A 20,435-nucleotide genomic window follows, 5' to 3' on the forward strand; every position below is an offset into this window, starting at 1 on the left:
TTCCGCGGCCGCGACGTCTTGTCTCGCCGCCCGAGGACGCCTTGCGCCGGGCCGCGTGCTATCCCACCTCTTTCCCTATCAACGCCACTCTCGTGGGCCTTTTGGGCGCCAGACGCTGACGATGCGCGATTATTACGAAATCCTCGGCGTGACCCGGACCATCGATGATGCTGGTCTGAAGTCCGCGTTCCGCAAGTTGGCGATGGAACACCATCCCGACCGCAATGGCGGCTGCGAGAACGCCACCGGCCGGTTCAAGGAAATCAACGAGGCCTACAGCGTCCTCTCCGATCCGCAGAAGCGCGCGGCCTATGACCGCTTCGGCCATGCCGGCGTCAACGGCGGCCAAGGCGGCGGCGGTTTCAACGGCCAGCAGGGCTTCGACGCCAGCGACATCTTCAACGACGTGTTCGGTGACGTCTTCGGCGAGATGTTCGGCGGCGGCCGTCGCCAGTCGAACGGCCCCCAGCGCGGCCAGGACCTGCGCTACGACCTGGAGATCTCCCTCGAGCAGGCCTATGCCGGCGCCGAGGTCGAGATCAAGGTGCCCGCCGCCATGACCTGCGAGGTCTGCGAGGGCTCGGGCGCCAAGCCCGGCACCAATCCCACCGTCTGCGGCACCTGCGGCGGCGCTGGCCGGGTCCGCGCCACCCAAGGCTTCTTCGCGGTCGAGCGCGGTTGCCCGCGCTGCGGCGGCTCGGGCCGTATGATCCTGGATCCCTGCACCAACTGCCATGGCCATGGCCAGGTGCGCCGCGAGCGCATCCTGTCGGTCCGCATCCCGGCCGGCGTCGATGACGGCGCTCGCATCCGCCTGGCGGGCGAGGGCGACGCGGGCGCGCGCGGCGGTCCGCGCGGCGACCTCTACATCTTCCTGTCGGTGACCCCGCACGAGCTGTTCGAGCGCGATGGTCTCGACCTGCTCTGCACCGTGCCGGTGCCGATGACCACGGCCGCCCTGGGCGGCGAGATCGAGGCCCCCTGCCTGCTGGGCGGCGAGACCTGCGACGGCCAGTGCAAGATCAACGTCTCGGTGCCGGAAGGCGCCCAGACCGGCAAGACAGTCCGCCTCAAGGGCAAGGGCATGCCGTCCCTGCGCAGCCGCCAGCGCGGCGACCTGGTGGTGGAACTCTTCGTCGAAACCCCGACCCACCTGTCCGCCCGCCAGAAGGAATTGATGCGCGAACTGGCCGGCCTGTGCGGCGAGAAGCAGAACCCCAAGTCGGCGAACTTCGTCGGCAAGGCCAAGCGCTTCTGGGAAGAAGTGACGGGGAACTAGGACTTCGTCTTCTTGGCCGCCCGATTGTGATAGCGGCCAAGACCCCAGATCATCGCGATCAGCAGAAGCGCGCAGACGCCGGCCACGCCCAGGCCGGCGCCCATCAGGATCTGGGCGGCGCCGGGTTCGCCTGGCGCTCTTTCCGGGATCTCGAAGATCAGCGGCACGGTCACCTCGCCGGGGGGCGTGTTGGGATCGTCGGGCGGGATCATCCGGAACTTGGGGGCCAGCTTCAGAGCCGCCTCGCCGAAATGCTCGCCGGGCGGGCTCTCCTCGACGACCTTGCAGTACTCGAGCAGCCCGCCGGTCGACACCTGGCAACTGATCGTCGCCTTGCCCCGGATCTCGTTTCGCGCGGCGTGCTCGGGGTAGAAGTCCGCCATGTCCTCGACGGTCGGCTTCTCGAGCCAGTCGGGGCGATAGCGTCCCATGACGGCAGGGCGCGGCGGCGGTGACTGGGCGGGTGTGCTCATGCCGCTAGCTCAACCGCACGTCGATATCTCGTCAAGGGCGTTCAAAAACCGCCGGACCTGCCTTCCATCCCCTGAAAACCTTAACGCCGCCCCTTAACGGGAGTCGCGACGCTCTGTAGTTTCGGGCGTCATGAACGCCCACGCCACGCCTACCCCCGCGCACCTGCTCGACCCCACCGGCGCGACGCCGGTGATGCAGCAGTTCTTCGAGATGAAGGCGCGGCAGCCCGATGCGTTGATCTTCTTCCGCATGGGCGACTTCTACGAGCTGTTCTTCGAGGACGCGTACAAGGCCGCCGCCGCGCTGGGCATCAGCCAGACGTTCCGGGGCACCCATGCGGGCCAGCCCATCCCGATGGCGGGCGTGCCGCAGCACGCGGCCGAGGCCTATCTCTCCAAGCTGATCCGCATGGGCTTCAAGGTCGCCGTCTGCGAGCAGATGGAAGACCCCGCCGAGGCCAAGAAGCGTGGCTCCAAGTCGGTGGTCCGCCGCGACATCGTCCGCGTGGTGACGCCCGGCACCCTGACCGAGGACGGTCTGCTGGACGCCCGCGGCGCCAACCGCCTGGCCGCTGTCGCCGTGCGCGCCGGGCAGGCGGCCGTGGCCTCCGTGGAACTATCGACCGGCGAGGTCGAGGTGTTCGCCCTGGCCAAGGAGGCCGTCGCGCCGATCCTGGCGGCCCTGGCCCCGTCCGAGACCCTGGTCGCCGACCGCCTCCTGTCGGACGAGAGCCTCTCCCAGACCCTGAAGATCTGCGGCGGCCTGGTGCAGCCGATGCCGTCGGCGCTGTCGGAGCCGCAGGCCTCGGAAGCCCGCGTGAAGCGCCTGTACGGCGTCGACACCCTGGATGGCTTCGGCGGGCTGACCCCGGCCGAGATCGGGGCCCTGGGCCTGATCGCCGCCCACCTGGAAATGACCCAGGCCGGCAAGCTGCCGGCGCTCCGCGCGCCGCGTCGCGCCGCCGACGCCGATGTCATGGCCATCGACCCGGCCACGCGCGGCAGCCTGGAGATCGACCGCACCCAGACCGGCGACCGCAACGGCTCACTGCTGGCCTGCATCGACCGCACGGTCACCGCTGGCGGCGCCCGGATGCTGGCCTCGCGCCTGGCCCGGCCGCTGCTGGACGTCGCCGCGATCGACCAGCGCCTGGACGCGGTGGAGTGGTTCGTCGAGCACCGCCAGCTGCGCCAGCGCCTGCGTGAGGTGCTGAAAGGGGCCGGCGACATGGCCCGCGCCCTATCGCGCCTGGCCCTCGGTCGAGGCGGTCCGCGCGACCTGGGAACCCTGCGCGACACCCTGAAGGTCGGCGAGCGCCTGGCCGGCATGGCGGGGGGCTCGCCCGACCCGCTGTCGCCGCCGCCGTTCGAGCTGGAGCACGCCTTCAAGGCCCTGACCCCGTCGCTGCATGAGGGCCTGTCGCAGTATCTGAACATCTTGGAGCAGGGCCTCGGCTCGGATCTCCCGGCCCTGGCCCGCGACGGCGGCTTCGTCGCCGCCGGCATCCGTCCCGAGCTGGACCAGGCGCGCGGCCTGCGCGACGACAGCCGCAAGGTCATCGTCGCCCTGGAGGCCCAGCTGACCGTCGAGAGCGGCGTGCCGCTGAAGATCCGCCACAACGGCGTGCTGGGTTATTTCGTCGAGGCCACGGCCGGCAAGGCCGACCCGCTGTTCCAGCCGCCGCTGAACGCCACCTTCATCCACCGCCAGACCCTGGCCAACCAGGTGCGCTTCACCACGGTGGAGCTGGCCGACCTGGACGCCCGCATCGCCCAGGCCGCCGAGCGCGCTTTGGCCATGGAGGTCGCCGCCTTCGAGGACTGGCGCGAACAGGCCCGCCTGCTGGCCGACGCCATCCAGATCGCCGCCGAGGCCCTGGCCCGCCTGGACGTCGCCTCGGCCTTGGCCGAGTGGGCCGAAGACGCCGGCGCGGTCCGTCCGCAGGTCGACAAGTCCTACGCCTTCGACGCCAAGGGCGCCCGCCACCCGGTGGTGGAAGCGGCGGTGAAGAAGGCCGGCGACCCCTACACGCCCAACGACTGCTGCCTGGACGCCTCGGGCGAGACCGGCGCGCGCCTGTCGATCGTCACGGGCCCGAACATGGCCGGTAAGTCGACCTTCCTGCGCCAGAACGCCCTGCTGGCCATCCTGGCCCAGTCGGGCTGCTACGTGCCCGCCGCCAGCTTCCGCCTGGGCGTCGTCGACCGCCTGTTCAGCCGCGTTGGCGCCGGCGATGACCTGGCCCGTGGCCGCTCGACCTTCATGATGGAGATGGTCGAGACCGCCGCCATCCTCACGCAAGCCGGCCCGCGCAGCCTGGTGATCCTGGACGAGATCGGTCGCGGCACGGCCACCTATGACGGTCTGGCCATCGCCTGGGCCTGCGCCGAGGCCCTGCACGACACCAACAAGAGCCGCGCGCTCTTCGCCACGCACTATCACGAGCTGGCGACGCTGGAGGAGCGGATGAGCTTCGTCTCCAACCTCAGCCTGCGGGCCAAGGAATGGAACGGCGACCTCGTCTTCCTGCACGAAGCCGCGCCCGGTCCGGCCGACCGCTCGTACGGCGTGCAGGTGGCCAAGCTGGCCGGCGTGCCAGGGCCAGTGGTCGTCCGCGCCCGCGAGGTGCTCGACCGCCTGGAGAGCAAGGACCAGTCGCCGGCCAAGCTGGACGACCTGCCGCTGTTCGCCGTCAGCCAGGCCGCCGCCGTCGCCGCCCAAAACGCCATGGGGGCGCCCGCGAAAGCGGCGCCGAGTGTCGTCGAGGACACCTTGTCGGATCTGGACGTTGACGGCATGAGCCCGCGCGAGGCCCTGGAGGCGCTCTATCGTCTTAAGGGTCTGCTGAAGACCTAGCTGGTACCCATATAATCAACATGCCCCGTCGCCTTCGCCCCACCCGCCTGGAACACGTCGTCGACGGACACGCCCTGCGGGCCCGACTGTCGGCCGCCGCCCTGGATTCCATCGGCAACGAGGCCGAACAGCGCTCGCGGGCCATCGAGATCCTCAAGCAGGCGCTGTTTCGCGGCCGGATGATCGCCAAGGAGCGGCTGGAGAACGGGGCCGCCGGCGTCGAGACCGCCCGGCTGCTGTCGGGCGTCACCGACGAGGTGATCACCGCCCTCTACGACTTCACGACGGTGCACGTGTTCCGGGCCCGCAACCCGACCGAGGGCGAGCGCCTGTGCCTGCTGGCCGTCGGTGGTTATGGTCGGCGGACCCTGGCCCCGTTCAGCGACATCGATCTGCTGTTCCTGCGGCCCTACAAGCAGACGCCGCACGCCGAGAGCGTGATCGAGTACATGCTGTATGCGCTGTGGGATCTGGGCTTCAAGGTCGGCCACGCCTCGCGGACCATCGAGGAGTGCGTGCGCCTCTCGAAGGAGGATTTCACGATCCGCACCTCGATCCTGGAGGCCCGCCGCCTGACCGGCGACGAGCGCTTGGCCGAGGATCTGAAGAAGCGCTTCCGCGACGACGTCATGAAGGGCACCGGCGCTCAGTTCGTCGCCGCCAAGCTGAAGGAGCGCGACGACCGCCAGGCCCGCGCCGGCGCCAGCCGCTACATGGTCGAGCCCAACGTCAAGGAAGGCAAGGGCGGCCTGCGCGACCTCCACACCCTGATGTGGATCGCCGAATATCTGCACCCCGTCGACAAGCCCGAAGACGTCTTCAAGATGGATGTCTTCTCGGGCCGCGAGACCAAGGCCTTCATCCGCGCCTTCGACTTCCTGCACGCCGTGCGCGCCCACCTGCACTTTACGACGGGCCGGCCCGAAGAGCGCCTGACCTTCGACCTGCAGCCCGAGATCGCCCGCCGCATGGGCTACGGCGACCGGGGCGACGCGCCGGCGGTCGAGCGCTTCATGCGGCGCTACTTCCTGATCGCCAAGGAGGTCGGGGCCCTGACCCGCGCCTTCTCGGCCAAGCTGGAAGCCGAGCACTTCAAGAACGAGCCCAAGGGCATTTCGCGGTTCCTGCCGGGCGGCCGCCCCAAGCGCAAGGCGCTGGAGGTCGAGGGTTTCTTCGAGGACAACGGCCGCCTGAACATCGAGGGCCAGGAGGTCTTCGAGGCCGATCCGGTCAACCTGATCCGCCTGTTCAAGATCGCCGACGAGCGGGACCTGGACCTGCACCCCGACGCCTTCACGGCGGTGACCCGCAGCCTGTCGCTGATCACCTCGCGCGTGCGCCGCGATCCCGACGCCTGCCGAACGTTCATGGACCTGCTGGCGCGGGGCAAGCGCAGCTATCGCACCCTGACCCTGATGAACGACGCCGGGGTCCTGGGCCGCTTCGTGCCGGAGTTCGGCCGGGTCGTGGCCCAGATGCAGTTCAACATGTACCACTCGTACACGGTGGACGAGCACACCCTGCGGGCCGTGGGCATCATCGGCGACATGGCGGCCGGCCGCCTGGTGGATGACCACCCGCTGGCGGTGTCGATCATGCCGCTTATCGAGGACCGCGAGGCCCTGTTCCTGGCCATGCTGCTGCACGACACCGGCAAGGGCGGCGTGGGTGGCCAGGAGAAGGCCGGGGCCCGCTCGGCCCGCAGCGCCTGCGAGCGGCTGGGCGTCGAGCGTGTGAAGGTCGAGCTGGTCGCCTGGCTGGTCGAGAACCACCTGGTGATGAGCGACTTCGCCCAGAAGCGCGACGTCTCCGATCCCGGCACGGTCGCGGCCTTCGCGCGCATCGTCGAGAACCCCGAGCGCCTACGCCTGCTGCTGGTCATCACCGTCGCCGACATCCGCGCCGTGGGGCCGGGCGTGTGGAACGGCTGGAAGGGCCAGCTGCTGCGCGAGCTCTACAACGCCACCGAGGCCGTGTTCCGGGGCGGGCGCGGCAGCGACGCCGCCGCCAATGTCCAGCGCCACCAGGAGATCGCCGCCGAGACCGCGCGCGCCGCCCTGCTGGAGACCGACCCGGCCGCCATGGGCTGGGCGACGGCGATGGAGAACGCCTACTTCTCGGCCTTCAGCCACGAGGACCTCTTCGAGCACGCCTCGCTGGCCCGCCGCGCGGCCATCCAGGGCGGGGCCGCCGCCGAGGGGCGGGTGCGCTCAGGCCAGAACGCCGCCGAGATCGTGGTGGCGGCCAAGGACCGTCGCGGCCTGTTCGCCGACCTCGCGCTGGCCATCTCGTCCCTGGGCGGCAACGTGGTCGGGGCGCGGGTGTTCACTTCCCGCCAGGGGCAGGCGTTGGACGTGTTCTATGTGCAGGACGTGACTGGCGCGCCGTTCGGCTGTGAGAACCCGCGCGCCCTGCGCCGCTTGGCCGACGCTCTGGAAGCCGCCGGCCGGGGCGAAGCCCTATCCGTGGAGCCGCGTCGCGGCGCCGAGCAGTCGCGCGCCGCGGCCTTCGCCATCGCGCCGGCCGTGGTGGTCGACAACGAGGCCTCCAACGACGCCACCGTGGTCGAGGCCTCGGGCCGCGACCGTCCGGGCCTGCTGCACGCCCTGGCCAAGACCCTGGCCGAGAGCGGCCTCTCGATCCAGTCGGCCCATATCGACGGCTACGGCGAGCGGGCGGTCGACGCCTTCTACGTCCAGACGGCCGAGGGCGGGAAGGTCACCGAGACCCGCAAGGTCAACGCCCTGAAGGCCGACCTGCTGGCCGCCCTGGAACAGAACGAAGCCACGGCCCCGGCCGCGCGTGCGGGCCTGCGCAAAGCCAGGGCAAGCGTGGCGCGCTAGGGCCTTCGCGAGATCGTCACGGGCGGGCGCTTAAGCTTGTCCGGTCACAAGCCTGAGGAAACGACATGAAGCCGCCGATCAAGCGCCTGGCCGACCTCAAGCCGGCGGCCGCGCCCGCAGGCGCCTATGCGCGGCCAACCCCGAAGGTGGCGCGACGCAAGACCGCCAAGGTGCTGACCGACGAGGAACGCGCGGCGTTCCTGGCGTCCCGGCCGGACCTCGCGCCGAAATCCTGACCGCGCCCTTAATGGTTGTGTTTTTGCCGGGTTAACGCCAGGATCGTCACAGGCGTGTCGTGCAGACCGTTCAAGGTCTGTCCGACCACAAGCTCGGGGGAGCGCCGTGACGGACACCGATCGCGATAAGGGACCTCGCCGCGACATCGTCGCCACCGAGTCCGCGGCCCTGTCAGAGGCGGTCGCCAAGGCCGTCGACAAGACCCCATTCTACGTTCCGGCGGCCCAGCGCGCGGAGCGGGCGTCGGCGGCCCGGTCCGATCGGCGGTTCCTGGCGCGCAAGACGCTGATCGAGTCGAGCGCGGCCGATCCCAACGGCTTCGAGCGGATCATCGGCGCCAGCGACCTGCTGTCGATCAACTTCCTGGATCGCGGCCGGCGCGCGGCTGGGGCCGTCTGCCGGATCAAGGTGCCCGCCGACGGCGGCGCCTGGTACGGCACCGGCTTTCTGGTCGGCCCGCGCCTGCTGCTGACCAACCACCACGTGCTGGGCAGCCCCGACGAGGCCAGCCAGGCCGACGCGCAATTCGCCTATGAGCACGACCTGGACGGGGCCTTGCAGGACCCGGTGCAGTTCAACCTGGCGCCGCATGAGGTGTTCTACACCAACGCCGAACTGGACTTCACCTTCGTCGCCGTGACGCCGCTGTCGGACAACAACGTGCCTTTGACGCGCTTTGGCCGGCTGCCGCTGCTGCCGATCTCGGGCAAGGCCGTCGAGGGCGAATGGGTGTCGATCATCCAGCATCCCGGCGGCGAGCCCAAGCAGATCGCGATCCATGCCAGTCAGATCCTGGACCTGGATCCAGCCGCTGCGGCCGGCATCGACCTGAACGCGTTCATCCACTACTCGACCGACACCGAACCGGGCGCGTCCGGCGCGCCGGTCATGAACGACCAGTGGCAGGTCCTGGCCTTGCACCACAAGGCGGTGCCCGATCCGGAAAGCCTGAGTGTTCCGGGCGCCGCGCCGGTCTTCATCGCCAACGAGGGCGTGCGCGTCAGCGCGATCTTCAACCACCTGGAGGCCAACCGCTTCCAGACGCCCCAGGCCGGGGTCGTGCTGAACCGCCTGGAAGGCACGCTGGGCCTGTCGCCGATGTCCAAGGGCGAGGGCGAAAGCGCCGCCCTGCTCGAGGCCGACCGGTCGCCCTTGCCGGTCACGCGCTGGGCCAATGCGGGCGGCTACGATCGCGACTTCCTCAGCGTGCGCGTCGACCTGGACCAGGTCATCGCGCCGATGCGGGCCCTGGGCCACGTGGCGCCGCTGCTGGATGGCGGCGAGATCCTGAAATACAGCCACTATTCGGCGGTGATCCATAAGCAGCGGAAGTTCCCGCTGCTGACCGCCGTCAATGTCGACGGCGCGCGGCTGGTCCATCCAGGCGAGCGCAAGAACACCTGGCGGCGCGACGCGCGGATCGCCGACGAATATCAGCCGGCGGGCAATTTCTACGAGAAGAACAAGGGCACCGATCCGGTCCAGTTCAGCCGCGGCCACCAGGTCAGGCTGCTTGACCCGTGCTGGGGCGCCGACAAGGCCGAGGCGGCGGCCAATGCCGAGGAGACGTTCCACTACACCAACGCCGCGCCCCAGGTGCAGGGCTACAACGACGTCGACTGGGGCAATCTTGAGGACTACCTGCTCAACAAGGCCCAGCTGACCGAGCAGCGGCTGACCATCTTCACCGGTCCGATCTATCGCGACGAAGACCCCTGGTACGGCCATGGGCGAGAGGGCGGACCCTGGCGCATCCCGCTGTCGTTCTGGAAGATCGCGGTGCTGCAGAAGACCCCCACCGTGGCCAAGGCGGCGGCCTTCATCGTCGGTCAGACCCAATATGTTCAGGCCCTGTACGAGGCCAAGGTGTTCTCGGGTCTCAAGCCCTACACCCTGGACGAGATGCGCAGCCGTCATATCCAGACCACCGTGGCGGCGATCCAGGCTGAGACCGGGTTGGACTTCTCGCCCTTACGCGCCATCGACGCCCAGGGATCGCTGGAATCGACGCGGCAGACGCGCTGGATCCGCGACGTCGACGAGATCGCGATCTAGCGGGCGGCTCTTGACGCCTCCTCGGCGCCGTCACAGAAGCCGTTGGTGACCGACACCGCGCCCCCCGCCGCCGCCCCTGAAGCTCCCGCGCCCAAGAAGGGCGGAGGTCTTCTCAAGTCGTCGGCGATCTATTCGGGCCTGACCCTGGTCAGCCGCTTCATGGGCTTCGCGCGGGACCTGGCGGTCTCGTACCGGATGGGGGCCAGCGCCACCCCGGCCGCCGACGCCTACAACGCCGCCTTGGCGTTCCCGAACCTGTTCCGCCGGTTCTTCGCCGAGGGCGCCTTCGCGGCGGCCTTCGTGCCGGCCTACGCCAAGTCGCTGCAGCGCGACGGCGAGGAGAAGGCCGACATCCTGGCGGCCGACGCCATGGCGACCCTGGCGGCCTCGACCATCATCATCACCGTGATCTGCCAGCTGGCCATGCCGTGGCTGATGATGCTGATCAGCCCGGGCTTTGGCTGGGGCACCGAGAAGTACAAGCTGGCGGTGCTGCTGACCCAGATCACCATGCCCTACCTGCCGTGCATGGCCATCGTCGCGCACCTGTCGGGCGTGCTGAACGCCCGCGACCGCTTCATCCTGTCGGCCGGCGCGCCGATCCTGCTGAACATCAGCACCTTGATCTTCATCCTGCCCCAGACCAGCGCCGTCGGCGCGGCGACCTGGGGTTCGATCGGCGTGGTGGTGGCTGGTGTCGCCCAGGCCGCTCTGCTGACCTGGGGCGTCAACAAGTCCGGGGCCAAGGTCCACTGGCGGCTGCCGCGCCTGACGCCGGAAGTGCGCGAGCTGATCGGCAAGGCCATCCCCGGCGCCCTGGCGGCCAGCGCCACCCAGGTCAACATCTTCATCTCCGGCAACCTGGCCAGCCACGTCCCCGGCGGCCGCACCTGGCTGGCCACGGCCGACCGTCTCTACCAGTTGCCGCTAGGTTTGGTTGGTGTCGCCATCGGCGTCGCCCTGCTGCCGCGCCTGTCGCGCGCCGTGCACTCGGGCGACCGTGACGACGCCCAGAGCGCCATGGACCAGGGCGTTACGCTGGCCATGGCCCTGACCCTGCCGGCCGCCGCGGCCTTGGTCGCCATGCCCGGCTTCCTGTCGGACGGCCTCTACACCCGCGGCCAGTTCACCGCCTTCGACGCCAGCCAGACGGCGGCGGCGCTGTTCTTCTACGGCCTGGGCACCCCGGCCTTCGTGCTGCAGCAGCTGTATTCGCGAGCCTTCTTCGCGCGCGGCGACACCAAGAGCCCGATGCGCTTTGCTTTGATCTCGGTGGCCGTGAACATCGCCTTCGGCGTGGTCCTGTTCCAGCTGGTCGGGGTCAAGGGCATCGCGGCCGCCACGGCCATCGCCTCGTGGATCAATGTCGGCCAGATGGCCTTCGGCCTGTCGCGGAAGAAGGACTACAGCCCGACCGGCCAGACCTGGTCGCGCCTGGTCCGCATCCTGCTGGCCAGCTTAGGCATGGGCCTCCTGATGGCCGCCGCCTCGCACTATCGCGACTTAATCGAGGCGCCGCTGCGCGGCATCGGCCTGACCGGCCACGCGATCGGGGCCAAGGAATTCGCCCTGGCGCTGACCTGCCTGGCCGGTGTCTTGGTCTATCCGCCGCTGCTGTTCCTGTTCGGCGGGGTCAAGCCGTCCGAGCTGAAGGCGGCGCTCAAGCGGGGCAAGGCTTGATCGGCCTTGCCCTGGTCGGGTCGCGGCGCTAACCAGCGGCCATGACCGATCAAGCTCCTGCCGTCTATTCGGGTCCGTCGCGTGTGCTCTCGGGCGTCCAGCCCTCGGGCGCCTTGCACCTGGGCAACTATCTCGGCGCGCTGGTGAAGTTCACCCGCCTGCAGCACGAGATCGACACCTTCATCTTCGTGGCCGACCTGCACGCCATCACCGTGTGGCAGGACCCGGCGCTGCTGGCCCAGCAGACCCGTGAGATCGCCGCCGCCTACATCGCCTCGGGCCTGGACCCGGACAAGGCGACGATCTTCCCGCAATCGGCGGTGCGCGAGCACGCCGAACTGGCCTGGATCTTCCAGTGCGTCGCCCGCCTCGGCTGGCTGGACCGCATGACCCAGTTCAAGGAGAAGAGCGGCAAGCATAAGGAGCGCAGCTCGGTGGGTCTCTACACCTACCCGGTGCTGCAGGCGGCCGACATCCTGGTCTACAAGGCCACCCACGTGCCGGTCGGCGAAGACCAGAAGCAGCACCTGGAGCTGACCCGCGACATCGCCGGCAAGTTCAACCATGACTTCGGCATCCCCGGCGGCGCCCCGGCCTTCTTCCCGCAGCCCGATCCGTTGATTCAGGGTCCCGGCGCGCGGGTCATGAGCCTGCGTGACGGTTCGGCCAAGATGAGCAAGTCCGACCCGTCGGACTATTCGCGCATCAACCTGACCGACACGGCCGACGACATCGCCGCCAAGGTCAAGAAGGCCCGCACCGATCCGGAACCGCTGCCGGAAACCCTGGAAGAGCTGGGAACCCGCGCCGAGGCCGACAACCTGGTCGGCATCTTCGCGGCCCTGGCCGGCAAGACCAAGGCCGAGGTGCTGGCCGAATACGCCGGCAAGGGCTTCGGGACCTTCAAGCCGGCCCTGGCCGAGCTGGCGGTCGAGAGCCTGGCCCCGGTTGGCGAGCGCATGCGCGGCCTGCTGGGCGATCCGGCGGTGCTGGACGCCATCCTGGCCAAGGGCGCGGAGAAGGCTCGCGAAGCCGCCGCCCCGACCCTGGCCGAGGTCAAGAAGCTGGTCGGCTTCTGGGGGGCTTGAGGTTCCGGCGGAAGCGGCGTTCTGTCGGCCCATGACCGATGCCGCTTCTAGTCGCCGCAAGTTCCTGGTCGTCGCCGACGACACGCCGGAGTTCGGCGCGGCGCTGAAATACGCCTGCCGCCGCGCCCGCTCGACCGGCGGTCACGTGGCGCTGCTGAAGGTGATCTCGCCCGCCGAGTTCGAGCACTGGAGCGGGGTGCGCGAAGAGATCGAGCGCCAGGAACGCGAGGAGGCCGAGGTCCTGCTCCAGAGCCTGGCCGCCCAGGTCGTGGCCGAGACCGGCCTGCCGCCCGAGTTCATCATCAAGCACGCCGACAGCGTCCGCATGGCCCTGAAGGCGGTGGTCGCCGCCGATCCCAGCATCAAGATCCTGATCCTGGCGACCTCGACGGCCGGCCGTGGGCCAGGGCCGCTGATCGCCGCCATCGCCAAGGACGGCGTCGGCTTCGGCGGCCGCAAGCTACCCGTCACCGTGGTGCCGGGCGACCTGACGGACGAAGAGATCGACGCTTTGGCGTAACTTCCTTCTCCCCTTGAGGGAGAAGGTGGCGCGCAGCGCCGGATGAGGGGTCGCACAAACGAGAACCGCCGCGACGGCGGTCAGGCTGTCGCGGCGGTTTCTGTCTTCAACCCCTCACCCGACCCACTTCGTGGGCCACCCTCTCCCGCAAGGGGAGAGGGGATCAATTGCGTTCGGGAATTCTGACCATCATCCGCTCGTAGCCTTTCACGAAGGTCGAGTAGACGCGCTTGGGCTCTTCCAGGACCTCGATCTTGGGGAAGCGTTTCAGCACCTCTTCCCAGACGATCTTCAGCTGCATCTCGGCCAGGCGGTTGCCGACGCAACGGTGGATGCCGAAGCCGAACGACAGGTGGCGGCGGGCTTGCGGGCGGTCGATGATGAAGGCGTCGGCGTTTTCGATGACCGTGTCGTCGCGGTTGCCCGAGACGTACCACATGACGACCTTGTCGCCCTTCTTGATGGTTTTGCCGGCCAGCTCGAAGTCCTCCAGCGCCGTGCGGCGCATGTGGGCCAGCGGGGTCTGCCAGCGGATGATCTCCGAGACCATGTTGGGGATCAGGCTGGGGTCGGCGCGCAGCTTGGCCTCTTCGGCCGGGTTCTGCGACAGAGCGTAGAGGCCGCCGGTGATCGAGTTGCGGGTGGTGTCGTTGCCGCCGACGATCAGCAGGATGACATTGCCCAGATATTCGAAGGGCGGCATGTCGCGGGTGGCCTCGCCATGGGCCAGCATCGAGATCAGGTCGCTGCCGGGTTCGGTCTGGTTGACCCGCTCGTTCCACAGGTTGGTGAAGTAGCCCAGGCATTCCAGAAGCTCGGCGCGGCGGGCGTCCTCGCTCTCGACGATGCCGCTCTCGGGCGAGGCGGTGGCCACGTCCGACCAGCGGGTCAGCTTGCGGCGCTCTTCCCAGGGGAAGTCGAACAGGGTGGCCAGCATCTGGGTGGTCAGCTCGATCGAGACCCGGTCGACCCAGTCGAACGGCTCGTTGATCGGCAGCGCATCCAGGATCTGGCCGGCCCGTTCACGGATCACGCCTTCCAGCTTGGCCAGGTTCGGCGGCGAGACGATCGGGCTGACCGTCTTGCGCTGGATGTCGTGCTTGGGCTGGTCCATGGCGATGAACATCGGCAGGACGAAGTCCTCGTCGAAGTCGCGGATGGTGATGCCGCCCAGGTGGGCGTCCGACGAGAAGACCTGGTGGGTCGTGTCGACGGTCATGATGTCGTTGTAGCGGGTGATCGACCAATAGGGTCCGATCTCCTCGTCGCCCTTCGAGTAGTGGACGGGGTCTTCGTTCCGCATCCGCTCGAAATAGGGCCACATGGCGTCGGCCTGGAACAGGGCCGGATCGGCGATGTGGTAGTCCTCGAGAGGGATCGAATAGGCCCGCGCGCGCGCGGCCTCTTTCAGGTCGATAGAACCGTCGCTCATCTTGGATCCTCCCGCGGATCGGTGTTTTGCGAGCATACCGCCAGAAAATGACGCCTGTGTCACTTTCAAAATGCGCCAATCTGTCTTCTTGTGAAGGAGGCGGTCGCCCTTGCGTCACGAGGCCGCGAGGTCCATTTCAGGGCCATGTTCATTCAGACCGAAACCACCCCGAACCCCGAGGTCCTGAAGTTCCTGCCCGGCCGCGAAGTGCTGGGCGAGGGCGCAAGGGAGTTCCGCACGCCGGAAGAGGGCGACGCCTCGCCGCTGGCCAAGGCCCTGTTCGACCTGGGCGACGTGACGCGGGTGTTCTTCGGTCCCGACTTCCTGACCGTGACCAAGGGCGAGGACGCCCAGTGGCCGCACCTGAAGGCGCCGATCCTGGCGGCCATCATGGACCACTTCACCAGCGGTCGGCCGGTGCTGCTGGAGGCCGCGGGCGCTGAAGGCGGCCACGACGATGACGGCGTCTATGACGAGGAAGCCTCGCAGATCGTCGCCGAGATCAAGGAACTGCTCGACACCCGCATCCGTCCGGCCGTGGCCCAGGACGGCGGCGACATCGTCTTCTCGCGCTTCGAGCCGCAGACCGGCGTGGTGTGGCTGCACATGCGCGGCGCCTGCTCGGGCTGCCCGTCCTCGTCCGCGACCCTGAAGTCGGGCGTCGAGAACATGCTCAAGCACTATGTGCCGGAAGTGACCCGCGTGGAGCAGACGCTGGGCTAGGCCTTCTTGCGCGATGCGGCGGAAGCTCTATATTGTAACTATTGTAGTTGCAAATAGCTTCCTCAAGGATCGCTCATGGCCAAGCTCGAAGACGCCACGCTCGCCCAGCTGTTTACCGAAGCCCGGACCCGCAATGGCTGGGATCCGACGCCGCTGCCGGAAAGCGTCCTGCGCGAGCTCTATGAGCTGACCAAGTTCGGCCCGACCGCGGCCAACTCGACCCCGGCGCGGTTCTATTTCCTGACCTCGCAAGAGGCCAAGGAACGCCTGGCCAAGCACTCGTCGGGCTCGAACGCCCCGAAGATCCTGCAGGCCCCGGTGACGGTGATCATTGGCTACGACCTCGATTTCCCCGAGACCCTGCCCAAGCTGTTCCCGCACGCCCCGGGCGCCAAGGACTGGTTCAACGACCTGACGGCCCGCGAGTGGGGCGCGCTGCGCAACAGCTCGCTGCAGGGCGGCTACTTCATCCTGGCCGCGCGGGCCCTGGGCCTGGACGTCGGCGCGATGTCGGGCTTCGACAATGCCGCCGTCGATGCCGAGTTCTTCGCGGGCACCAACATCAAGAGCAACTTCATCGCCTCGATCGGCCACGGCACGGACGAGGGCCTGTTCCCGCGCAATCCGCGCCTGGACTTCGATGAGGCGGCGAAAATCCTCTGATCTGATGACGGCGGAGGGGCTTGGGGCTAGAACGCTCTCATGACCCTCCGCCACACCTTCCTCGCCCTGCCGCTCGTGCTGCTGGCCGCCTGCGGGCCGGCCAAGAAGGACGAGACCGCGACCCCCACCGCGCCCGCTGGCGCCAAGCCGCCGGTCACCGTCGCCATCGCGCCCTATGCTGGCGGTCCACTGAAGGTGACCAAGGACGGCGTCGGGCCGATCAACGGCACGGTCGCCTTTGACCTGGCCACCCTCAAGGTGCTGTTCCCGAAGGCCAAGGTCGACAACGCCTTCCTGCACTTCGGCGAAGGCCCGCCCCAGCCGATCATCAATATCGAGCAGGACAACGTCCTGCTGGCCGAGGTCGGCAAGAACGACGAGGGCGAGATCGCCTATGTCCGGGTCAATGCCGGCGACGCGCGCGGTCCGAAGGACGAGCAGCTGCTGGCCAAGTGGGCCGGCCTGGGCTTCACCGTCGACCAGTGCCGGGCCGGCGAAGGCCGCGAGGTCAACATGACGATCTGCGTGCGCCCCGAAGCTCCGACCGTGTCCTACGTGTTCGGCGTGCCGGGCTACACCGGCAAGGCCGTGCCGCCCGAGGCGACCCTGAAGGCCAAGGGCCAGCTGAACGAATTCGTCTGGCGTCCGGCCGAAGGCGCCGTCGTCGGCGCCGGCTGATCCATGATCCTGTCGATCGACACCTGCCTCGGCGCCAGCTCGGTCGCCGTGCTCGATGGCGAGCGCGTCCTGGCGACCCGCAGCGAGCCCATGACCCGTGGCCACCAGGAGCGGATCGGCATCATCGCCCGCGAGGCCGCCGCCGAGGCCGGCATCGCCTTCACCGACCTTTCCCGCATCGGCGTCACGGTCGGTCCGGGCTCGTTCACCGGCCTGCGCGTGGGCCTGGCCTTCGCCAAGGGGCTGGCCACGGCGCTGTCGATCCCCTGCGTGGGCGTCAACACGCTGGAGAGCCTGGCCTACGGGGCCAAGGGTTTCGTCGCCGCCGTGCTCGATGCCCGGATGGACCAGGTCTACATCCAGGTGTTCGCCGATGGCGTCTCGCTGATGGCTCCGGACGCCCTAGGCCTAGGCGAGGCCGCCGCGCGCCTGGCCGAGCTCTATTCGGGCGGCCCGGCGACCCTGGTCGGCTCCGGCGCGCCGTTGCTGGCCGATACGCTGAGCGTCGCGACCGTGTTGACCCCGGCCGCGCCCGATCCTGTCGCCGTCGCTCGCCTGGCCGCCAGGAAGCCCGCGCCTGCCCATTCGCCTCGGCCGCTCTATTTGCGCGCGCCCTACGCCACGCTGCCCGCCGCATGAACCTGCGTCCTGTCGGCTCGGAAGCCGCGTTCGATCTCGCCGACCTGCACGACAAGGCTTTTCCCCGGCCCTGGACGGCGCTGGAGTTCGACGAGCTGCTGAAATCCCCCGGCGCTTTCGCCGTGCTGGGCGAGGCGGGGGAGCCCGCCGAGAGCAAGGGCTTCATCCTCTGCCGTTCGATCGCCGGCGAGGCCGAGATCCTGACCATCGCCGTCGACCCCGCCGCTCGCCGGCGCGGCTGGGGTGCGGCGCTGGTGGAAATCGCCGCCGGGATCGCTTCCGAGACCAAGGCCGAGGCCATGTTCCTGGAGGTCGCGGCCGACAATCTGGCGGCCATCGCCCTCTATCAAGCGACCGGTTTCGCCAAGGTCGGCCTGCGGAAGGGATATTATCCCCATCCCGATGGCCCCAAGGACGCGCTTGTCATGCGCCGGGTGCTTAACACTTAGCGATCGACCGCCTATCTTGCCGGCGACTCAGACGGAGGTTCCGCCGTGGATCGACTCGAAAAAGCCTGTATCGAAAAAGGCATGCGCATGACGGACCAGCGCCGCGTGATCGCGCGCGTGCTGTCGTCTGCCGAGGACCATCCCGACGTCGAAGAGCTGCACCGCCGCGCCCACGCCATCGATCCGCACATCTCGATCGCCACGGTCTACCGCACCGTCCGTCTGTTCGAGGAAAGCGGCATCATCGAGCGCCACGACTTCCGTGACGGCCGTTCGCGCTATGAAGAGACGCCCGACCACCACCACGACCACCTGATCGACATGAAGACCGGCAAGGTCGTCGAGTTCGTGGACGAGGAGATCGAGGCCCTGCAGCACGCCATCGCCCGCAAGCTGGGCTACAAGCTGGTCGACCACCGGCTCGAACTCTACGGCCTGCCGATCGAGGACTGAGCGGGTCGGGGTGTGGCCCTGGCGAACTTGCGCCAAGGGCCGCGTGACCCCATAACCTCGCGCATGAGCGAGACCCCGCAAAAGCGCCTCTATATCAAGACCTACGGCTGTCAGATGAACGTCTATGACAGCGAGCGCATGGCCGATGTCCTGCGTCCGCTGGGCTATGGCGTCGTGGACGATCCCGAAGGCGCGGACCTGGTGGTGCTGAACACCTGCCACATCCGCGAGAAGGCCACCGAGAAGGTCTATTCCGAGCTCGGTTACATCAAGCAGATGAAGGACCGCAAAGCCCAGGACGGCGGTCGCATGACCATCGCCGTGGCCGGCTGCGTGGCCCAGGCCGAGGGCAAGGAGATCATGCATCGCCAGAAGGCGGTCGATCTGGTCGTCGGTCCCCAGGCCTATCACCAGCTGCCCGAGTTGATCGCCCGCGCCCACCGGGCCACCGGCGAGCGCCTGGCCGCCGACTTCGCCGCCGACGAGAAGTTCGACGCCCTGCCGGCCGAGCGCCACGTGACCGGGGTCACCGCGTTCCTGACCGTGCAGGAAGGCTGCGACAAGTTCTGCACCTTCTGCGTGGTGCCCTATACGCGCGGCGGCGAGTGGTCGCGGCCGGTGAACGACATCGTCGAGGAGGCCAAGCAACTAGCCGACAAGGGCGTGCGCGAAGTCACGCTCCTCGGCCAGAACGTCAACGCCTATGACGGCGACGGCTCGACCCTGGCCAAGCTGGTGCGCCAGCTGGCCAAGATCGATGGCCTGGACCGCATCCGCTACACGACCAGCCATCCGCGCGACATGGGCGACGACCTGATCGAGGCCCATGGCGAGCTGCCGGAGCTGATGCCCTACCTCCACCTGCCGGTGCAGGCGGGTTCGGACAAAATCCTGAAAGCCATGAACCGCGACCACACGGCCGAGAGCTATGTGAAGCTGATCGAGAAGATCCGCGCCGCGCGGCCCGACATCGCCATGAGCGGCGACTTCATCGTCGGCTTCCCCGGCGAGCGCGATGGTGATTTCGACAAGACCCTGGAGCTGGTCCGCGAGGTCGGCTTCGCCAGCGCCTTCTCGTTCAAATATTCGCGGCGTCCTGGGACGCCGGCTTCGGCCATGCCTGGCCAGGTCGACGAGGCGGTCAAGGCCGAGCGCCTGGACCGCCTGAACCAGTTGCTGGACGACCAGCAGCGGGCCTTCAACGCCAGCCAGGTCGGCAAGGTCATGCCGGTGCTGTTCGAGAAAGCCGGCCGCCACCCTGGTCAGGTCGTGGGTCGCAGCCCATATCTGCAGGCCGTGCATGCTGAAGGCCCCGAAAGCCTGATCGGCACGATCGTGCCTGTCCGTATCGAGAGCGCCGCCAAGATGAGCTTGGGCGGGGTGCTCGAAACCAATCCTGCTCTGGAGACCGCTTGAGCCGTACGCCTGAGTTCCTGCCGCTGTCCGACGACGCCGTCGTCGCTGTTACCGGTCCGTCGGGCCGTCACGCCGCCCTGATCGAGGACGCCTTCAAGGTGTTGATCGAGACCCCCGGCGGCGGCGTCACCATCACCGGCGACGCCCGCGGCCGCACCGGCGCGAAACGGGTGCTGCAGACCCTGGCCGCCCGCGCCGACGACGGCGAGGAAGTGGTCGAGGCCGATGTCCGCATCGCCATCGGCAATGCTCACGAGACCGGCGGCCAGGCCTCGCCCCGCGCGGTGCGCAAGGGCAATGTCTCGCCCAAGACCAAGAGCCAGGCCGTCTATCTGGAGCGGATGGCCACCCATCCGCTGGTCTTCGGCCTGGGTCCTGCCGGCACCGGCAAGACCTTCCTGGCCGTGGCCCATGGGGCCGGCATGCTGATGCGCGGCGAGGTCGATCGCCTGATCGTCACCCGCCCCGCCGTCGAGGCCGGCGAGAAGCTGGGCTTCCTGCCGGGCGACCTGAACGAGAAGGTTGACCCCTACATGGCCCCGGTCTGGGAGGCCCTGACCGACATCATGGGCGCCGACCAGCTGCGTCGGCGTCGCGAGAAGCTGGAGATCGAGGTCGCCCCGATCGCCTTCATGCGCGGCCGCACGCTGGCCCATGCGTTCGTCATCGTCGACGAGGCCCAGAACTGTTCGCGCCTGCAGATGAAGATGGTCCTGACCCGGATCGGCGAGGGCGCCCGTATGGTCGTCACTGGCGACCCGACCCAGGTCGACCTGATGAATCCCCGCGATTCAGGCCTGGCCCACGCCGTCTCGATCCTGGATGGCGTCGAGGGCGTGGCGGTGTCGCGCTTTACCGCGTCGGACGTGGTGCGCCATCCGCTCGTCGAGCGTATCGTAAAGGCCTATGACGCCGACGCGGCGCAGAGTACTCCCCGCTAAATGACGATT

The 20,435-nt window shown here is 68.6% G+C and carries 18 protein-coding genes; 16 read left to right on the plus strand and 2 right to left on the minus strand.

What is annotated here, in order from left to right; translation table 11 throughout:
* Positions 1–121: 121 nt before the first annotated feature.
* On the plus strand, positions 122–1,279 hold the full coding sequence (gene dnaJ, locus AC07NF_RS12860) for a molecular chaperone DnaJ (protein WP_454713480.1): 1,158 nt from the start codon (positions 122–124) through the stop codon (positions 1,277–1,279).
* On the opposite strand, the gene AC07NF_RS12865 is transcribed toward dnaJ, so the two are convergent.
* Positions 1,276–1,752: an energy transducer TonB gene (locus AC07NF_RS12865; RefSeq protein WP_494626385.1), complete on the minus strand. Its 477-nt coding sequence runs from the start codon at positions 1,750–1,752 to the stop codon at positions 1,276–1,278. The genes dnaJ and AC07NF_RS12865 overlap by 4 nt on opposite strands.
* 130 nt (positions 1,753–1,882) lie before the next feature.
* Here AC07NF_RS12865 and mutS point away from each other — a divergent pair, with 130 nt between their 5' ends.
* The 7 genes from mutS (at position 1,883) to AC07NF_RS12900 (ending at position 13,032) form a co-directional block, all read left to right on the plus strand.
* A complete protein-coding gene (gene mutS, locus AC07NF_RS12870) occupies positions 1,883–4,609 on the plus strand; it encodes a DNA mismatch repair protein MutS (RefSeq protein ID WP_494626387.1) in 2,727 nt (908 codons plus the stop codon).
* Between the two features lie 20 nt (positions 4,610–4,629).
* A complete protein-coding gene (locus AC07NF_RS12875) occupies positions 4,630–7,452 on the plus strand; it encodes a [protein-PII] uridylyltransferase (RefSeq protein ID WP_494626389.1) in 2,823 nt (940 codons plus the stop codon).
* 65 nt (positions 7,453–7,517) lie between these two features.
* Entirely contained in the window at positions 7,518–7,688 is a 171-nt protein-coding gene (locus tag AC07NF_RS12880; protein ID WP_454758188.1) for a hypothetical protein, read from the plus strand.
* Positions 7,689–7,794: 106 nt separating this feature from the next.
* Positions 7,795–9,744, plus strand: a complete 1,950-nt coding sequence (locus AC07NF_RS12885) for a DNA/RNA non-specific endonuclease (RefSeq protein ID WP_494626391.1) — start codon at positions 7,795–7,797, stop codon at positions 9,742–9,744.
* 45 nt (positions 9,745–9,789) lie between these two features.
* A complete protein-coding gene (gene murJ, locus AC07NF_RS12890) occupies positions 9,790–11,424 on the plus strand; it encodes a murein biosynthesis integral membrane protein MurJ (RefSeq protein WP_494626393.1) in 1,635 nt (544 codons plus the stop codon).
* A gap of 41 nt (positions 11,425–11,465) precedes the next feature.
* Positions 11,466–12,512: a tryptophan--tRNA ligase gene (gene trpS, locus AC07NF_RS12895; protein WP_494626396.1), complete on the plus strand. Its 1,047-nt coding sequence runs from the start codon at positions 11,466–11,468 to the stop codon at positions 12,510–12,512.
* A gap of 31 nt (positions 12,513–12,543) precedes the next feature.
* Positions 12,544–13,032, plus strand: a complete 489-nt coding sequence (locus AC07NF_RS12900; protein WP_494626398.1) for a universal stress protein — start codon at positions 12,544–12,546, stop codon at positions 13,030–13,032.
* Positions 13,033–13,195: 163 nt separating this feature from the next.
* Here AC07NF_RS12900 and AC07NF_RS12905 read toward each other — a convergent pair whose 3' ends face one another.
* Entirely contained in the window at positions 13,196–14,464 is a 1,269-nt protein-coding gene (locus AC07NF_RS12905) for a cytochrome P450 (RefSeq protein WP_494626400.1), read from the minus strand.
* A 144-nt stretch (positions 14,465–14,608) separates the two neighbouring features.
* On the opposite strand from AC07NF_RS12905, the gene AC07NF_RS12910 reads away from it, so the two are divergent.
* The 8 genes from AC07NF_RS12910 (at position 14,609) to AC07NF_RS12945 (ending at position 20,426) form a co-directional block, all read left to right on the plus strand.
* Complete coding sequence (locus AC07NF_RS12910; RefSeq protein WP_494626402.1) at positions 14,609–15,187, plus strand: NifU family protein; 579 nt, start codon at positions 14,609–14,611, stop codon at positions 15,185–15,187.
* A 75-nt stretch (positions 15,188–15,262) separates the two neighbouring features.
* Positions 15,263–15,850: a malonic semialdehyde reductase gene (locus AC07NF_RS12915; protein ID WP_494626405.1), complete on the plus strand. Its 588-nt coding sequence runs from the start codon at positions 15,263–15,265 to the stop codon at positions 15,848–15,850.
* Positions 15,851–15,889: 39 nt separating this feature from the next.
* Positions 15,890–16,528 carry a DUF1131 family protein gene (locus AC07NF_RS12920; protein WP_494626407.1) on the plus strand — a complete coding sequence of 213 codons (639 nt, stop codon included), beginning with the start codon at positions 15,890–15,892 and terminating at the stop codon, positions 16,526–16,528.
* A 3-nt stretch (positions 16,529–16,531) separates the two neighbouring features.
* Complete coding sequence (gene tsaB / locus AC07NF_RS12925; protein WP_494626408.1) at positions 16,532–17,167, plus strand: tRNA (adenosine(37)-N6)-threonylcarbamoyltransferase complex dimerization subunit type 1 TsaB; 636 nt, start codon at positions 16,532–16,534, stop codon at positions 17,165–17,167.
* Positions 17,164–17,616, plus strand: coding sequence for a ribosomal protein S18-alanine N-acetyltransferase (gene rimI, locus AC07NF_RS12930; RefSeq protein WP_492816014.1), 453 nt, complete (start codon positions 17,164–17,166; stop codon positions 17,614–17,616). Before tsaB ends, rimI begins: the two co-directional genes overlap by 4 nt.
* A gap of 45 nt (positions 17,617–17,661) precedes the next feature.
* Positions 17,662–18,069: a Fur family transcriptional regulator gene (locus AC07NF_RS12935; protein WP_492816012.1), complete on the plus strand. Its 408-nt coding sequence runs from the start codon at positions 17,662–17,664 to the stop codon at positions 18,067–18,069.
* Between the two features lie 63 nt (positions 18,070–18,132).
* Entirely contained in the window at positions 18,133–19,485 is a 1,353-nt protein-coding gene (gene miaB / locus AC07NF_RS12940) for a tRNA (N6-isopentenyl adenosine(37)-C2)-methylthiotransferase MiaB (RefSeq protein WP_494626411.1), read from the plus strand.
* Positions 19,482–20,426, plus strand: a complete 945-nt coding sequence (locus AC07NF_RS12945; protein ID WP_494626413.1) for a PhoH family protein — start codon at positions 19,482–19,484, stop codon at positions 20,424–20,426. The genes miaB and AC07NF_RS12945 overlap by 4 nt, the downstream gene beginning before the upstream one ends.
* Positions 20,427–20,435: the final 9 nt, after the last annotated feature.

It is taken from the genome of Caulobacter sp. GW821-FHT10A06 (assembly GCF_059415805.1).

Excerpts from the sequence above, each read along its gene's own strand:
- dnaJ (WP_454713480.1), top strand. The coding sequence starts at position 122 with ATGCGCGATTATTACGAAATCCTCGGCGTGACCCGGACCATCGATGAT.
- AC07NF_RS12865 (WP_494626385.1), bottom strand. The coding sequence starts at position 1,752 with ATGAGCACACCCGCCCAGTCACCGCCGCCGCGCCCTGCCGTCATGGGA.
- mutS (WP_494626387.1), top strand. The coding sequence starts at position 1,883 with ATGAACGCCCACGCCACGCCTACCCCCGCGCACCTGCTCGACCCCACC.
- AC07NF_RS12875 (WP_494626389.1), top strand. The coding sequence starts at position 4,630 with ATGCCCCGTCGCCTTCGCCCCACCCGCCTGGAACACGTCGTCGACGGA.
- AC07NF_RS12880 (WP_454758188.1), top strand. The coding sequence starts at position 7,518 with ATGAAGCCGCCGATCAAGCGCCTGGCCGACCTCAAGCCGGCGGCCGCG.
- trpS (WP_494626396.1), top strand. The coding sequence starts at position 11,466 with ATGACCGATCAAGCTCCTGCCGTCTATTCGGGTCCGTCGCGTGTGCTC.
- AC07NF_RS12900 (WP_494626398.1), top strand. The coding sequence starts at position 12,544 with ATGACCGATGCCGCTTCTAGTCGCCGCAAGTTCCTGGTCGTCGCCGAC.
- AC07NF_RS12905 (WP_494626400.1), bottom strand. The coding sequence starts at position 14,464 with ATGAGCGACGGTTCTATCGACCTGAAAGAGGCCGCGCGCGCGCGGGCC.
- AC07NF_RS12910 (WP_494626402.1), top strand. The coding sequence starts at position 14,609 with ATGTTCATTCAGACCGAAACCACCCCGAACCCCGAGGTCCTGAAGTTC.
- AC07NF_RS12915 (WP_494626405.1), top strand. The coding sequence starts at position 15,263 with ATGGCCAAGCTCGAAGACGCCACGCTCGCCCAGCTGTTTACCGAAGCC.
- AC07NF_RS12920 (WP_494626407.1), top strand. The coding sequence starts at position 15,890 with ATGACCCTCCGCCACACCTTCCTCGCCCTGCCGCTCGTGCTGCTGGCC.
- tsaB (WP_494626408.1), top strand. The coding sequence starts at position 16,532 with ATGATCCTGTCGATCGACACCTGCCTCGGCGCCAGCTCGGTCGCCGTG.
- rimI (WP_492816014.1), top strand. The coding sequence starts at position 17,164 with ATGAACCTGCGTCCTGTCGGCTCGGAAGCCGCGTTCGATCTCGCCGAC.
- miaB (WP_494626411.1), top strand. The coding sequence starts at position 18,133 with ATGAGCGAGACCCCGCAAAAGCGCCTCTATATCAAGACCTACGGCTGT.